Genomic DNA, 16,423 nt, shown 5'->3' on the forward strand with positions numbered 1-16,423 from the left:
TAAATTTTCTGGTAAAAAGATCCGAAAATTTAACCGCTTGTATAAGTACTACATTAGGCATAAATCCCGACTAAAATCGCTAAAAATACGCCTAAACCGAAGTAATGATTATTTAAGAACGCTTTGAAGCACTGCTCTCTTACTCGATGCTTCGTTAACCAGCACTGATAGCTAAATAAACAAGCACTCAAGCTAAGTACGATAAAATAGCCCCAGTGATATTCACTTATCCAGCCAAAAACAACTAACAGCACTAACGCAATAAATTGCAATAAAGCAATGATTTTATTGTCGTATTGCGCAAATAAAATTGCCGTGGATTTTACTCCGATACGAAGATCATCATCACGATCAACCATCGCATATTGCGTATCATAAGCGACCGTCCAAAAAATATTGGCGAAAAACAATAACCAACATTCCAACGGCAGCGATTCACTTACTGCGCCATACGCCATCGGAATCGCCCAACCGAACGCCATACCCAACACCACCTGCGGTAAATGGGTAAAGCGTTTCATAAACGGATAAATAATCGCTAACACTACCGCAACAAATGACAATAAGAAAGTATATCGGTTAAGTAATAAATCCAAAACAAAAGCGATACACAACAATAATACAAACAGTATTTTTGCTTCCGTTGTCGTCACCCGTCCGGTAGCAAGCGGGCGCTGAGAAGTACGTTTTACTTCACCGTCAATATGACGATCGGCATAATCATTAATCACACAGCCCGCCGCTCGCATAACGATTACGCCTAATACAAAAATCACTAACACGGACAGAGGCGGAATACCGTCGGCTGCGGCAAATAATGCCCATAGTGTCGGGTGAAGTAAAAGCAATGTACCGATTGGCTTATCAAAACGCATTAATTGCGCATATGCCAGCCATTTATTCCGAGAAAAATGTTGTTGAAAAAAAGTTGTCATTAATTACCGCAGATTTGTACTGCCACTTTGGTTGAGACTAATCGTTGTTGTAATTCTAGCGGTAACGGCAAATCTGTAAACAAATAATTTACTTCAGCAATATCGCCTAGGCGAACAATTGCACTGCGGCTGAATTTTGAATGATCGGTTACCAAAATCACTTGGCGCGAACTTTGCATTAATGCTCGTTTCACTTGCACTTCGTGATAGTCATAATCGAGCATTGAACCGTCACTATCAATCGCACTAATGCCTAAAATGCCGAAATCTAAACGGAATTGGCTAATAAAATTCACCGTTGCTTCACCAATTAAACCACCATCAGTCCGTAAATTACCACCGGCTACCGTAATGTGAAAATCTTCCTTCTGCATCAAAATATACGCAGCATTCAGATTATTGGTCACAATGCGCAAATTCTGGTGAGACAACAACGCATAAGCAACCGCCTCAGAGGTAGTACCGATATCTAGAAATAAGGAAGCACCGTTCGGGATCATAGCTGCTACGTGACGAGCAATTTCATTTTTTTGTTCTGAGAAAAACTGCTTACGTTCAGTATAATCGCTGTTTTCACTGTTAGATGGCATTCCGGCACCACCGTGATGGCGACGAATCAAATTCTTTTCGGCTAATTCATTTAAGTCACGGCGAATCGTCTGGGAACTGACATTTAACTGAGCAACTAATTCTTCTGTACTGACATAACCTAACTGATTAACCAGTTCAATAATTTTATTGTGGCGAATAGATTGTTTCATTTGCTTATTCCTCCGCAAAGTTTTTTAAAAAAATGACCGCTTACAAGCGGTCATTTTCAACTCAAATCTTACAATTTTTCAACAAGTTCTACCGCATAACCGATGTAGCTTGCCGGCGTCATTTCTTTTAAGCGGGCTTTTTCTTCTGCCGGAATCTCAAGTTTCTCAATAAACTCACGCATTGCAGCTTCATCTACACGCTTACCACGAGTTAATTCCTTGAGTTTCTCGTATGGTTTTTCGATACCATAACGGCGCATTACGGTTTGAATCGGCTCTGCTAATACTTCCCAGTTTTGATTTAACTCATCACGTAAATGCTGCTCGTTAACTTCTAATTTACTTACGCCTTTTAAGGTTGCTGCATAAGCAATTAAGCAATAACCTAAACCCACGCCTAAGTTACGTAATACGGTTGAGTCGGTTAAGTCACGCTGCCAACGAGAAATCGGTAGTTTTTGACCTAAATGATTCATTACTGCATTCGCTAACCCTAAGTTACCTTCTGAGTTTTCAAAGTCGATCGGGTTCACTTTGTGCGGCATGGTTGATGAACCGATTTCACCGGCAATCGTGCGTTGTTTGAAGTGATTTAACGCAATATAACCCCACATATCACGGTCAAAATCGATCACAATCGTATTAAAACGCGCCACACAATCAAAGAATTCCGCAATGTAATCATGCGGTTCAATTTGCGTGGTGTACGGGTTCCAAGTTACGCCTAGCGATTCTACAAACTCTTGGCTGAACGTATGCCAATCCACATCAGGATAAGCCGATAAATGCGCATTATAGTTACCTACCGCACCATTGATTTTCGCTAAGATCTCTAAATTTTCGAGTTGTTTGTATTGACGTTTGAGACGATATGCTACGTTTGCCATCTCTTTACCGATGGTTGTCGGGCTTGCCGGCTGACCGTGCGTACGAGAAAGTAACGGAATATGTTGATAACGTTTTGCCAATTCCACCACCGCATCAATCACTTTTTTCCATTCCGGCAATAATACTTCTTCACGTGCCGTTTTTAGCATTAATGCATGTGAAGTATTGTTAATATCTTCCGAGGTACAAGCAAAATGAATAAATTCATTTACTGCTTGTAATTCAGGTAACGCTTCACATTTTTCTTTTAAGAAATATTCCACCGCTTTTACGTCGTGGTTAGTGGTACGTTCAATCGTTTTGATGCGGTTTGCATCTTCAATTGAGAAATTTGCGACGATCTGATTTAAGTAATCGTTTGCTTTTTCAGAAAAAGCTGGAACTTCTTTGATTTGTGCCTGAGAAGCCAATTTTTGCAACCAACGAACCTCTACCGTCACACGGAATTTTAGTAAACCGAATTCACTAAAAATCGGACGTAATGCGGCAGCTTTGTCTTGGTAACGACCATCGATTGGGGATAATGCTGTTAAAGCGGTAAGTTCCATTGTTTTCTCCAAATAAATAAATGTTCGGAACAGGTTCTCCATTACGGAGAACTTATTTAAATACTTTTGTAAAACTGTTGTGCTTGATTAAGAATCTTTCTACGGAAAAATAAGAATTGCCAGCGAGTTCCGCCTACTTGTTGCCATAAGATACCGGCACGAATACCGGCTAATAAACTTGCTCTGATTTTTTGCTGAATATCAGGACGCACAAGGTAGTCTTGTAAACCTAATACGTGGATTTTTGAACCGAGCGGGCTAATCACATCGCTGTAAATCGCCGCTAAATTCGCAATCATTTGATCCGCCATAATATCATTTTCATAGAGCGGTAATTGACGTTCAATTTGCTGTAAACGCTCTGCCAATTTTGCTTTGGCTTCAGGATTTTTATTTAGCTTTTGACTTAAGGCGAGGACGTTAATCCAATAACGACCAATTTCGGTATCCAATTTACCGTTTGGACTACCCATTTGCGCTTGAGCTGTTTCCAAACCGGTTTTTAAGTGGCTAAGTTGATCGCCAAATACAGCTAATGTGGATTCTGGCTGAGTGACGAGTAGGCTTTTAATTGAATGGCTAAAAACATCGCGATCCGCACTGCCTCGGTGGGCAAATTGTTGAACTAAGCTAACCGCTTGGCAAACACCGGCGAAAGCGAGCGTAATATCGTGATAATTTGTAGACATAATAGACAATTATTTAAACCAAACAAAATTGGTTCTCAATATAACATTTTTTACATCTGTTTTGAATGGCAAAGCACAATTTATCTTGCTGAAAACAAAAAAGGAAATCTCTCTAAGATTTCCTTTTGTTAAAAATACTAGGTAATTTTCACAAATTCCGCCTTAAAATAGCCGATCGGTTGAGCCATTACTTCACGCCAATCAAGCTGAAAATAATGCCAATATATCGAACGGTAATACAGTTGCGGTACATCATGCCATGGTTTTATTTCACCGGTAAAATGGTAAATCAATGGCTCGCCATAAGCAATTGCGGGGTTATACATATGCATACATTGGTAATTATATGCCATAGGGAGCGCTTGCCATTGCTTACCAACTACTGCATTTAAAACGTCTTGATCACCAAAACGTAGTGCCGATTGATGCTCGAGAGTAAAAGCAATTAATTTAGCTTCCATCCCCTTCCAATGCTCTGCATTGATATACAGAACCCCTGCATTAAAATAATCACCTTGCATAAATGGGTGGCTTGCAAGGTTCATCACATAAGGATCTCGTATAGCTAGCAGCATATTTTGCGAAAATGCTTCCATTTCAAACGGCTCGCCTAGATAGCCGTTAACCACCACATCCGAATCCAAATATAACCACTTATTTCCGTTTCCATAAGGAAAGAGGCGTTCTATGTAGTAACGTAAATAGGTACTGTTTGAAATATAGTCATTGCCTTTAAACGCTTGTAACATCTCTGCCGAAACATTTGCCAGTGTGACTTTAATTCCTCTCCCTCCCACAATTTGATTTAATTGCTCTACCCAAGTATGCGAGACCTGATCTGCATGCAGCACAAAAATATTAATATTCTGGTGATGGGCAACCAGTGATTTTATCGTCACCTCCGCATGTACTAAATAATTGCTGTCCGTTGCAAGTACAATATTCATATTTCACCTTAAATGAAACGCCCGTTATCAATATGATAGAGTTTATCAAATTTATCTAAGCCATGTAGGCGGTGTGTAATCATCAATAACGTTCGATTTTGGCAATGAGTGAAAATAAGCGCCAAAATTTGTTGTTCGGTTTCTCGATCCAGTCCTTCGGTCGGTTCGTCTAATAACACGATTTCCGCTTGGCTTACTAATAAACGTGCTAAGCCTAAACGGCGTTGTTCACCACCGGAAAGCGGACGCCCGCCCTCACCCAACCATAAATCCAAACCCTGTTCATCTAATAAATAGCTTAATCCAACTTGATCCAACACATTAACTAACTGCGGATCTGTTGCTTGATTATTACCAAGTAACAAGTTATCACGTAAACTGCTGTTAAAAATATGAACTCGCTGACTGAGTGTCACAATATGCTGTCGTAAGCTTGATTCTGTATAATCGGCAATATTGCAAGAATTTAGCCAAATTTGACCGCTTGTCGGGTCATAGTTGCGATTAATCAGTTGGAAAATCGTACTCTTACCACTACCAGTTTTACCTAAAATCGCTACTTTTTGTCCAGCAAAGATCTCAAATGAAATATTCTGCAACACCGGCTCAACACGATTTGGATAAGCGAAGGTCACCGATTCGAATTTAACAAGCGGTCGATTTTGGTCCGTTTTTTGCCAATCGTTTTTATTGCCGAAATTCACCAGTGGTTGCTGCTCGGTAATTTCATTTAAGCGTTCCGCTGCGGTGATCACTTGCCCCAAATGTAAAAATGCCAAGCCAATCGGCATTAAAATCTCTGCCGACGCCATCACACAAAATACCACAAGTGCAATTAACGCTTCGGGATAATCGGCAGAAGGGACATTAATTGCTGTAGAAGCCAAATAAATCACCACACAAACCAATATACCGTTCGCAAAGTTCAATAAAGCATTGGATAAACCGGTTAACTGGCTTTCCTTACTCTGTGCATTTAGCCACTCTTTTTCCGTTTGATTCAGTTTATTACTTGCTTGAGTCACTACTCCGAACAATAAAAACTCAGCGTGCATTTGGATCCATTCAATAAACTGGCTGCGATAGTTTGCTCGAGCTTGAATCACTTTTGTCCCTGATTTTTGCCCTAAACGGTAAAACAAGGCTGGGAAAATCATTAATAAAGCGGTTAACGCCCCACAAATAATGAGTGCAAGCAACGGCGATACAAAAGATAAACCGATACCCATAAATGCAATCAGCATAATAGCGCTGACAAATGGCGAAATCAGATTTAAATACAGCGTATCCAAAGTATCCACATCCGCCACCAAGCGATTGAGTAACTCGCTGTTTCTAAAGCGATTTAAACCGCTCGGGCTCAGCGGAATCAATTTACGGAATACAGTAACACGTAAATTTGCTAATACGCGAAATGTGGCATCATGGGTGACTAAACGTTCAAAATAACGAGAAATGGTACGTCCAATTGCCAAGCCTCTTACCCCCGATGACGGGTAAAAGAAATTAAAGATAACTGCTGACCCGGCTAAAAAAGATGCCGATAAAAACCAACCGGATAAACTTAATAAACCAATGCTCGCGGTTAAGCTGGTAATAGCTAACACAATACCTAGTAGCAAATGCCCCCAATGGGTACGATAAAGAGAAAGAAAAGGAAAAATTGATTTCATGTATCACCCATTAGTGTTGTTGTAATTCTGCAAAATAACCTTCTTTTTCGACCGCTTCAAAGCAACCTTTTTGCACGATTTCACCTTGTTTCATCACCCAAATTTCATCACATTGTTTAAGATCTTCAATACGGTGTGTGATCATCAATGTGGTTTGTGTTTGGCTCAAATGCTGTAATGCGTTCAATACCTGTTGTTCCGATTGCATATCTAAACTGGCGGTCGGCTCATCTAACAGAAGCAATTCATAATCTCGTAATAATGCACGTGCAATTGCAATACGCTGTGCCTGTCCGCCGGAAATTCCGGCATTCGCATCTTGTACTTGGCTGTCTAAGCCTAAACGGTAAACAAATTCATCCGCTTTTGATAAAGCTAACGCTTGTTCGAGTTGTGCTTCCGTTGCATTCGGATTACCCAATAAAATATTTTCTTTCAGCGATCCTTTAATCAACTGCGGATTCTGCCCAACCCATGCGAGTTTTTGGCGATATTGCGCTAAATTGAGCTCATGCAATTCCACTCCGTTTACTGTGACCGAACCTTGATAAGGCAAGAAACCTAATAGCATATTCATCAACGAAGTCTTGCCTGCACCGCTTTGTCCAACCAAAGCGATATGTTGGCGAGCAGCAAGGGTAAAGTTTAACGGTTTGGTTAACGCTTTACCTTGTGGTGAAAGAATGACACAATCTTTCGCAATGATTGCAAGCGGGCGATTTGATAAATCTTTTTGCAAATCGGTTTGCACCTGCGTTACTTGTTGATTTAAAAAGGCTTCTATCCCATCTGCCGCACCGATTGCCGCTGCCTTATCATGATAAAACACGCCTAACTCACGCAGCGGTTGATAAAATTCCGGTGCTAACATTAAACAGAAGAAACCAATAAACAGACTTACACCCGTTCCGTAATAGCCGAAATCCAATTCACCTAAATAGATAAAACCGAAATAAACCGCCATAACCGCAATAGAAATTGCAGTAAAAAACTCTAATACTGCTGAAGACAGAAATGCCATTTTCAGTACGTCCATCGTACTTAAACGAAACTCTTCGGTACTTTGATAAATTTGTTCGGTTTGCTTTTCCGCTTGACCAAATAAACGAATCGTTTCTAGGCCTCTTAGCTTATCTAAAAACTGACCGCTGATACGAGAAAGCACACCAATATTGCGTTGGTTCGCTTCCACCGCTTTAATGCCGGCTAACGCCATAAAGACCGGTAACAACGGTAAGGTTGCAAATAAAATAGCCCCTGCTGCCCAGTTAATTGGGAACACAAAACAGAGAATAATCATCGGTACTAACAACGATAAAAATTGCTGCGGCAGATAACGCGCGTAGAAATTATGTAAATTCTCCACTTGCTCTAACATTAATGTCGCCCAACTTCCCGCTGGCTTTTGTTGCATACTCATTGGCCCGATTTCAGCGAGTTTCGCCATAATCTGTTCACGTAAATGTAAACGCAATGTTTGTCCTGCCTTAAACCCGGTACGTTCACGCAACCAAATCAGCAATGCACGTCCGCTAAAACAGGCAAGTAATAAGCCAAGCTCAAATAAGAAAGTTTGCGGGCTTTGATGCTCAATAATCATTTTATGTAACATCGTTGCCAACAATGCCATTTGCCCGATCATTAATACAGCACTTAAGCTACCGAGTAAAACATTAAGGTACATCCATTTTTTGATGATTTTTTGCTGCCCTCGAAGCCATTTTTGCAACTGTTTTTGTCGTTGTTTTTCCATGTTTGATCAATTTCTGTTTAATTTAGATAACACTTTGAATTAAATTGAATTTTAGCACGTTATCCGCCACTATTGGGCAGAATTTATAGAAAAAATAAGCGGTCTATTTTGCAAAAAAATTCACAAAATAGACCGCTTGCTTACAAGTTTTTGATGAAAATTACTCAAACATTTCATCGAATTCAAAGCGATACATCAAATCCACCGCTTGATTCACGCTTGAAACCCATTGCAAATAAAGCCTTGGCGCTAAATTATAGCGTAGGGTTAACTCGGTCAGTGCCGCAAAAATACCTACCCCGTATTTCACTTTAAATTTAGGGGTTAAACTCGCACTCACTTCTACTTTCGTGTTATCGCCAATACCGGCTGTTGTCACATTTAAATCATTTAGACCAAAAGTACTACCTACTGCGCCAACCGTTTTACTGCTTTTCGATAAACTCATACCGATTAATGCCGCTGCCATAGAGTTACTCGAGCCGGTATCGCCGCTATTATCGAGCGAGCGTCCGGTTAGCACGTATGAAAGCGCTTCATTCTGCGACATAGACGGTTCGGAAAACACTTTGACTTCAGGGCTATCGGCTAAACCAATTACTTTTACCCCTGCGGTAACACTTGGGTCTTCCATCGCTTCAGGGTTACGAATCGCTTCAATATTTAGCGTAGGCTGTGACGGCAATCCCGCAAAGCTGATCACCCCTTTACGAATCAGTAGATCCTGTCCAAACGAAGCATAGCGACCGTTTTTCAAGTTTACTTGCCCGTGTAAGCCTAATCCCTGTTTACCCTGACGTACTGCAATTGTGCCATTGATATGGCTTTTCAAACCATAAGCATTAATACTCACATCATTACCGATGTTGATATTAATATTTGACTTAATCGCCATACCGCTTGCAGTCTTTTGCGGAATTTGGCGTTGAGCTAACGGCACTTTTTGTTTTACAGAACCGTCCATAATCACTTCATCACTGCTCACACTCACCGCACTTTCCGGCAATGACTCAACCGCAATTCGAGCCCAAGGAATATCAATATTACCGCCTAGAATGAGTTCTCTCGGCGTTGCCGTGACTTCAATATTCGGGCTAAATTCCACTTTTGCCATATTCGGTACATTCACTCGGAAGCGGTTCGCTTGCGCATGTACTCTGGTTTTCCACGCATCTAAACGGCGCCAATCGGCATCACCGTCCAAACGCAATTCGCTTTCCGTAGTTTGCACACGGCCGGCAAGCGTTGAGGTTGCGCCATGGAAATTCAGCGCTAACTGACCACCGGTAACATCAAACGGCATAGCTGTCGCTTTAGCACGCAATTCGGTAAGATTTAAAGTTCCGTGTAATAATGGAGCTGTTACTGCGCCACCTACTGTAAGGCGTGCATTGATATTACCGTCAACCGACTCACCGCCACTTAATAACGGTTTGATCAACTTAAGCGTCAATTGATCAATTTGAATATTACCAGATAACTTACGAGCATTCGCCACATCATTCATCACTAAATCCGTACTAAGGCGACCGTTATTTTCTACCTTAATATCAGTTTTCAGCTTTAAATTATTATCCGCTAAAGTCGCATTCACGCTAACCGGTGCTAACGTTAATGGAAAACTGTTACCGCCCTCTAATTTTTGCACCAATTTTAATGCTTTTGAATCAAGCTCAACATTCACTTGCGGTTGTTTGTTTTTAAACCAAGCAGCATCACCCTTTGCGTTTACAATACCTGATAATTGCGTATTTTTATCTAAAAACTGCTGAACTGCTGCTAAATCAAATTGCTTAATTTCAAATGGCACTTTGCCTTCTTGTCCAGCATTAAATGCCTGTGGGAAACACAAATTAACGTTGGGATTGTGCCAACAATGAGCAGAAACATTCGCATTAATTTGCTTGTTATCGTAACTGATATTCACTGCTTGGTTAGTTTTAAACGACCCGAACTCTTTGCTATCAATCGCAACTTGGCTTAATTGACCTCGCCAAACTTGTTGCAAGCGGTCAAATTTTCCAGAAAGTTGCAAATTAGCACCGATAGGATTGCCTTTCGCATTCAGTTTTAAACTATGGTTAGCCTCGCTGCCACTTGCCACAAGGCTCGCATTTTCCACTTTAACATCACCATAAACTAATTGTGCTAAGCTGATATCCACATTACCTTGAATTGTTTTTTCCGTGGTTACTTTACCTTTTGCGATTAAGTTTTGCAGATTGAGCTGATCATAACTTAGGCTTTTAGCGGTTAAATCCAGATCTAAGTTAGGCTCAGCGACTTTGCCGGTCAACTTCACATTTCCTTGAATATTTGCCGCCAATTTAGGTAATAAACCGGTTAAATTCGGTGCATTAATTTGCGCAGAAAAATCCGATTTATCACTTAAGATCCCCTTAAGCGCAATATTATTTTCGCCATAAATCAGCGTTGCGGAAGGCACATCTAATAAGGTGTGACTATTTGATTTAATCTCACCTTTAAGTTGTAAATTTTTTTGCAACAGCGAACCGTTCAGATCTAAATTCGCAACTTCAACATGCCAATCTGAACCGGTTTCACCCCGCCCCGCATAGCCTTTCGATTGCAAGCCACCGGAAAGCACTGCCGCCCATTCCGGTGCAAGAGATTTGGTATTGAGCGTATTCAGCTCAGTTTTCGCATCCCATGCAACACCGTTTTCCCAATTTACATTCCCGTTTAGATTTGCTTTCCCTTCTAAAGCATTGAGCGCAAGTTGCTCAATATTAAATTGAGTCAGTTCACCCTGTCCTTTTAAATGCGCACGACTTGCCGGAATGCCCATCCCTGCCGCACTCACTTGCGTATCTAACTGATAATTGAGTAAATCACCGCGAAGCGATAGATCAATTTGCTCTAATTTCAGCGGTTCTTGACCCTTTTCCGGTATAAATGGATAAGAAATCGCATCACTGGTTAAATGCAGATTCAATGGTGTTTTCGGCTCGGCAAGCTGAACTTCACCCTTTAAATTTGCTTTCACCGCACCGCTTGTTTGAATATCCAGAGAAGTTTTACCGAACAATTCACCTCTTAGCTCCGCTTTTACTTGGCTTGCCGGAATTTTTAGATCCGCCAATAAAGGTGATTTTGCATTTACCGACCACTGAAGCGGATAATTTTCTGCGAGTGTTAACAAGCCACTGCCATTGACATTGCCTCGATCACTTTTAAGTGATAATTGCGATAATTCGACCGATTGTTGATCCGCTTTGGCTTGTAATAAAAGCGATTCCACCTTCACAATAGATTGAGGTGTAATAAATTTTCCATCTTTATCTTTAACTTTCTGCTCAATACGAATATTTTTGGCTTCCAATTGTGGAATTGCCGCATCTAAAGGCAATTTAATCGGTGCTTGTTTAGTCAATAACGGCTGCGCTAACTTCTCTTTAATTTCCGTCCAGTTAATGGTAGAAGCGGTCTGTTTTGCTGATTTTTTTGCAATTTCTTGTGCTTTTTCGACCGCTTGTTCCGCGCTTGCCGGTGCAAGTGAAAGAGTTAAGCCGTCCAATTCAGTCGGCGCTAAATTCACCATTCTGCCTTTACCTGAAATGCCTGAATGGAAATGCGTTAAGGCAATATCCATCTCATCGACTTTGACTTGGATATTGTCTAAAGCAATCTTTTTAGCCGATATGCCTAACGGTAAATTCAATTCGGTAAAAGGCTCGCTTTCCTTATCCGATTGAGAAGGGGGTAATTTGGCAGTATCCACTACAACGGTTGTATCCTTTAATGCGAGATTTTCGATACAGGTTTCTCGATTCAATAAACAACCAAAGCCAATATGTAAATCCGCTTGTCCGACAGAAACATCCACGCCATCCATTACAAATTTAGCATCGGATAAAGTTAATCCATCTTGCAGGCTACCGCTTACACTGCCGATAGTTAATGGTTCGAGAAATTTATCTGCCAGTTCAAAAGCGGTTCGTTGCCCTTTTCCCGTCATTAAAAACACAATAGGAATTAAAATTAGGCATAACAAACCACAACCGACATAATGGAACCAATGCCATTTGCGCTTTTTAATGGTTGTTTGTGTTTGTTGTTCCGATTGAACACTTTCTATTTGTTGCTTATGCTGTTCACTCATGGCAATCCCATTTATCCAATACAAATAAAGCGGATAAATTTATCCGCTTAAATCATTATAATTCTGAACCTAAACCAATATAAAATTGTACACCTTTGTCATTATTTGGTGCTCTTACCGGTGTAGCTAAATCAAATTTGATTGCACCGATTGGCGAAGCCCAACGTACACCAATCCCCGCACCGGAATGCAGATCTTTTGCTTTAAATTTATTCGATGCTAAGCCCGTATCATAAAATAGCGCAGCCCACCAATCCGGATAAACTTGGTATTGATATTCAACCGTTGCGGTAGCAAGGTGGGATGCACCGAGCAACTTACCGTTTTTAGGATCTCTCGGTGAAATATCCTTATAACCGAATCCACGTACACTCATATCACCACCGGCAAAATAACGTAATGTCGGAGGAATGCGAGTGAAGTCCTTTGAATGAATATGACCGACTTCGCCACGTAAGAAGAAACGGTGATGATCAAAATAAGTTCTTACCCAGGCACTTGATGCTTTCCAGCTATAGAAATTCACATCTGAAGCTAATGCTTTTGCCCCCCAGTTAACCGTTAATTTTTGGCTATCGCCCCAAAGTGGGAAACGATTACCATCCGAACGGGTACGGTTTAATGACGCGGTCGGATAAACTAACAGGGTACGATGAGACTCATTCGCTTGTGTAAATGAGTCGTAACGCGCTTTTACTCCGGCAGAAAAAGACCAGCCGGTTTCATGTGTCCAAAAGCGCTGAAAACCTAATGTCGCAGCGGTTGACTTTGTATCATTTTGATCTTCATTTTCTAATGCGCCTGAAAACTGATAATAATAATGGAGCGGATCTTCTCTTAACGGAATGTTATAACCGAATTCAAAGCGTTGCTCCGGCGCGGAAATATAGGTACGAGATTCAATACTGTGTCCACGGCTATTAATCCACGGCTTTTTCCAGTTTAACTGAAAACGAGGCCCCACATCGGTTGCGAAACCAATACCGACTTCCACGTCATTTTTCTTTTTAGGCTGAAATAGCACATTTAAATCAACTACTTTCTCTTTTTCATTTAAATGAGGCTCAACCAATACCGAGGTAAACCAATCGCTTGAAGAGTAATCCGAAGTCATTTGTGAAAGATCATTGGCATAATAAGGCTCACCGGACTTCACTTTTAAGATATTACGCAAATATTCTTCTTTAATTTGATTATCGGTAAACGTAATTTCACCATAACGATAACGAATACCACTGTCATAACCTAAACGCCAATCCGCCGAATGTTCTTTCGGATAAATTTCTAAACGATGATACAACCAATGCCCGTCAAAATACCCTTTCTTAAACGCTAAGCTTTCAATATTACTTTTAAAGCCATCATATTGTTCATGGTCTAAATTCGTGTTTTTTTTCGGTACGGATTCAACTAATTTCGTAAAGTCTTCATCTTTACCTGCCTCGCCAATAATCCGAATATCCGTTTCGTCAATTTTTACTTTTTGACTATCAAGTTCAACATTTAACGTAAGTAAAGGTTTTTTACCTGCACGAGGCGTTTGAACAAATTGATATTGCGTATTGTAATAACCTTTTGCTCTCAAGGCCTTATCAACAGCAGTTTGCACCAGATATTGATGTCGCTCGGAACCATCCGCATACTCCTTTGCAATTTGCCCGAGGTATACCTTCACATTCGCCCAAGCATCTTTATCTTTTTTCTCAATACCTTTTACTTCAAGATCAACTAACGCTTCCGCTTTTTCCGAAGCCTCCGCATGCTCAGCAGACTGTTCTTCAGGTGAATCAGCCTCAGAAACTTGCAGCTCAGTCGTTTCTGCTAAAGTAAATTGAGTAAAAGCAAGCAAACAGCTTGTCGTTAATAGACCTAATTTAAAATTCACGTCGTTATTATCCTAAACATTTAATCTTTCGGAATACCTCTTAACAAAGGAACCGCATTAAACGGCGCAATTGAAGTCGGTGCCGGAGGATTATCAAATACCATAATCAATGTTCTTTCTGGTACTACCGTTTCATTTCGCCACAGGCTTCCCATACTCACAAGTTGAATATCTTGAGGTAAATTAGCAATTCCTTGCTCAAGAACAGCAACGCTATTCTTTCTTGGGTGTCCAATTAAAATCGCACTACCGTGCTTACGAGCATATTCAATTGCGGCATTAAATTGGCGCTGAACATCACTTAGCGCATCACTGTCATCTAAAAATAAATTTCGTTCTAATGCTTTTACCCCGTATTCCCTTGCCACTTTAGCCGCCACACTCGGACCGGTTTTACTGTCTAGAAAAAACAACTGTTGCTGCGCCATCACTTTCATCAAATGACTCATCGTGGTTCTGTCTGCCGTTGCTCCACTGCCCATATGGTTATTCAGCCCAATTGCATAAGGTACTTGATTACGTGCTGCCTGTATAAGCTGAGCGACTTTCGCCTCACTAGCCCCAATCATCAATGCGCCCGACTCTATCGGTTGCTGCTTATTCTTCGGCTGCATCGGTAAATGAATCAGCACATCTCGTTTTTGCTCATAAGCTTTCTTTGCACGTGCTGTTGCGTAAGGTGCGACAGGAATAATGGCAACACTCACTTCTTTCGGCAATGCATAAATCGCGTTATCTTCTTTCATTCGATAACCGATATCATCAATCACAATCGCTAACTTTCCTGCATGGGCAAGCGGTGTAATTAGCAGTAAACTTTGCAAAAAAATCGCTAAAATAGACCGCTTATTTCCAAATAAATTCCACATTATTTCACCCAACCCATTGGATTTTTCGGATTTCCCTTACGACGAATTTCAAAATACAGCGCTGAGCGATTTTGTCCGCCCGAATTACCAACACTCGCAATCTGCTGACCGGCTGAGACACGGCTGCCTTTACGAACGGAAACAGATTGGTTATATCCGTATAACGACATATCACCATTACCATGATCCACCACCACAACTTGCCCATAACCTTGTAGCCAGTCCGCCAAAATTACTCGCCCACCGGCAATTGCTCGTACCGGTGATCCTGCGCTTGCTGCAATTACTACACCATGCCAAGTGACTTCGCCCATTTGACGAGAACCAAAACTATTCACCACTTTACCCGCCACCGGCATATTAAATTGTTTATTTGGTGCACCTAAACCGCTACCGGCTCTAACTTGTTGTTTTTCTTGCTCGGTCGCCTTACGCTTCTCCTCGCTGTTTTTTTTCTGCTCCAGCTTGGCGATCTCTTGTTTTTCTTGTTGCGCAGATTCCGCTGCTGCTTTTGCTAATTGGTTACGTAATGCCGATTCATTATTCTTCAACGACTCTAAGCGGCTTTCATCTCGCTCTAATGTTTTATCAATTGAACGTAGTGTCGTTTCACGCTCGCTTTGGACTTTCTTTAAATCTTTTTCCTGCTTCTTTTGCTCGGTTAATTGCGTTTGCTGACCTTTTTGCTGACCTTTTAATTCATCACGACGTGCTTTAAGTTCTTCTTGGGTGCGACGTAATTCATTAATCGTATCAATACGCACCTGATTAATATGTTCGTAATAAGCACCCATTCTATCGGCATTTTTAGCTTGCTCAGACATTAAGCGCTCCAATACGGACGGATGAATGCCCGAACGATACGCCGAGTCGAGCTGCTCCTTGAGTTTTTCTTTCTGCTCTTTCTCTTGCTTTTCTAATCTCTGAATTTCTTGTTCAGTACGTTTAATCGCTTGACGTGTTTCCGACAGCGACATTTCCGTTTCTTTTAATTTATCCAGCACTTTTCCCATTTCAACTTCTTGTGTTTTTAATGTGGACTGGAGTGCATTACGCTTTTGGCGCTGTTCATTAATTTTGCTTTGTTGCTGCTTAATTTTTTGCTGAATATTTGACAATTCCGTAGCCATCACAGACGGAAAAGAAAAAGAGGCAACGCCCAAAAAGGTTAGCGTTAAATAAAGGGGTCGGAGCGCTTTCACAAAAATATACCTATATTCAAGAAACAATAGTCGATTACAAAATGACTTATTCTAATAAAATATTTGAGTAAAATCAGCTTTTCTGTGCCTTTTGTAAAAAGAAATCATCTAACTATTTCAAAGTAAGCCGATTTTTGCTATAAATACTGC

General features: G+C 40.9%; 11 protein-coding genes. All 11 read right to left on the reverse strand.

Features of this window, described 5'->3' with window-relative positions; all coding sequences use genetic code 11:
- Nucleotides 1–53 precede the first annotated feature (53 nt).
- A complete protein-coding gene (gene ubiA, locus ASU1_RS04890; RefSeq protein ID WP_014991685.1) occupies nucleotides 54–935 on the reverse strand; it encodes a 4-hydroxybenzoate octaprenyltransferase in 882 nt (293 codons plus the stop codon).
- The gene (locus tag ASU1_RS04895) at nucleotides 935–1,696 is read right to left on the reverse strand and encodes a DeoR/GlpR family transcriptional regulator (RefSeq protein WP_014991686.1); all 762 of its coding nucleotides are present in this window, start codon (nucleotides 1,694–1,696) and stop codon (nucleotides 935–937) included. The genes ubiA and ASU1_RS04895 overlap by 1 nt, the downstream gene beginning before the upstream one ends.
- 68 nt (nucleotides 1,697–1,764) lie before the next feature.
- Nucleotides 1,765–3,132, reverse strand: coding sequence for an adenylosuccinate lyase (purB, locus tag ASU1_RS04900; RefSeq protein WP_039195157.1), 1,368 nt, complete (start codon nucleotides 3,130–3,132; stop codon nucleotides 1,765–1,767).
- A 56-nt stretch (nucleotides 3,133–3,188) separates the two neighbouring features.
- On the reverse strand, nucleotides 3,189–3,821 hold the full coding sequence (hflD, locus tag ASU1_RS04905; RefSeq protein WP_014991688.1) for a high frequency lysogenization protein HflD: 633 nt from the start codon (nucleotides 3,819–3,821) through the stop codon (nucleotides 3,189–3,191).
- Nucleotides 3,822–3,958: 137 nt separating this feature from the next.
- Entirely contained in the window at nucleotides 3,959–4,768 is an 810-nt protein-coding gene (locus tag ASU1_RS04910) for a glycosyltransferase family 8 protein (RefSeq protein WP_014991689.1), read from the reverse strand.
- A gap of 8 nt (nucleotides 4,769–4,776) precedes the next feature.
- Nucleotides 4,777–6,441 (reverse strand): heme ABC transporter ATP-binding protein/permease CydC, encoded by a 1,665-nt coding sequence (gene cydC, locus ASU1_RS04915; RefSeq protein WP_039195159.1) that lies wholly within the window; start codon nucleotides 6,439–6,441, stop codon nucleotides 4,777–4,779.
- A gap of 10 nt (nucleotides 6,442–6,451) precedes the next feature.
- Entirely contained in the window at nucleotides 6,452–8,194 is a 1,743-nt protein-coding gene (cydD, locus tag ASU1_RS04920; protein WP_039195161.1) for a heme ABC transporter permease/ATP-binding protein CydD, read from the reverse strand.
- A 160-nt stretch (nucleotides 8,195–8,354) separates the two neighbouring features.
- Entirely contained in the window at nucleotides 8,355–12,317 is a 3,963-nt protein-coding gene (gene tamB, locus ASU1_RS04925; RefSeq protein ID WP_014991692.1) for an autotransporter assembly complex protein TamB, read from the reverse strand.
- A gap of 55 nt (nucleotides 12,318–12,372) precedes the next feature.
- Complete coding sequence (tamA, locus tag ASU1_RS04930) at nucleotides 12,373–14,202, reverse strand: autotransporter assembly complex protein TamA (RefSeq protein ID WP_014991693.1); 1,830 nt, start codon at nucleotides 14,200–14,202, stop codon at nucleotides 12,373–12,375.
- Nucleotides 14,203–14,222: 20 nt separating this feature from the next.
- Nucleotides 14,223–15,071, reverse strand: coding sequence for a divergent polysaccharide deacetylase family protein (locus ASU1_RS04935; protein WP_014991694.1), 849 nt, complete (start codon nucleotides 15,069–15,071; stop codon nucleotides 14,223–14,225).
- Complete coding sequence (gene envC / locus ASU1_RS04940) at nucleotides 15,071–16,273, reverse strand: murein hydrolase activator EnvC (RefSeq protein WP_014991695.1); 1,203 nt, start codon at nucleotides 16,271–16,273, stop codon at nucleotides 15,071–15,073. The genes ASU1_RS04935 and envC overlap by 1 nt, the downstream gene beginning before the upstream one ends.
- Between the last annotated feature and the right edge of the window lie 150 nt (nucleotides 16,274–16,423).

The organism is Actinobacillus suis ATCC 33415, from assembly GCF_000739435.1.
Classification (GTDB): domain Bacteria; phylum Pseudomonadota; class Gammaproteobacteria; order Enterobacterales; family Pasteurellaceae; genus Actinobacillus; species Actinobacillus suis.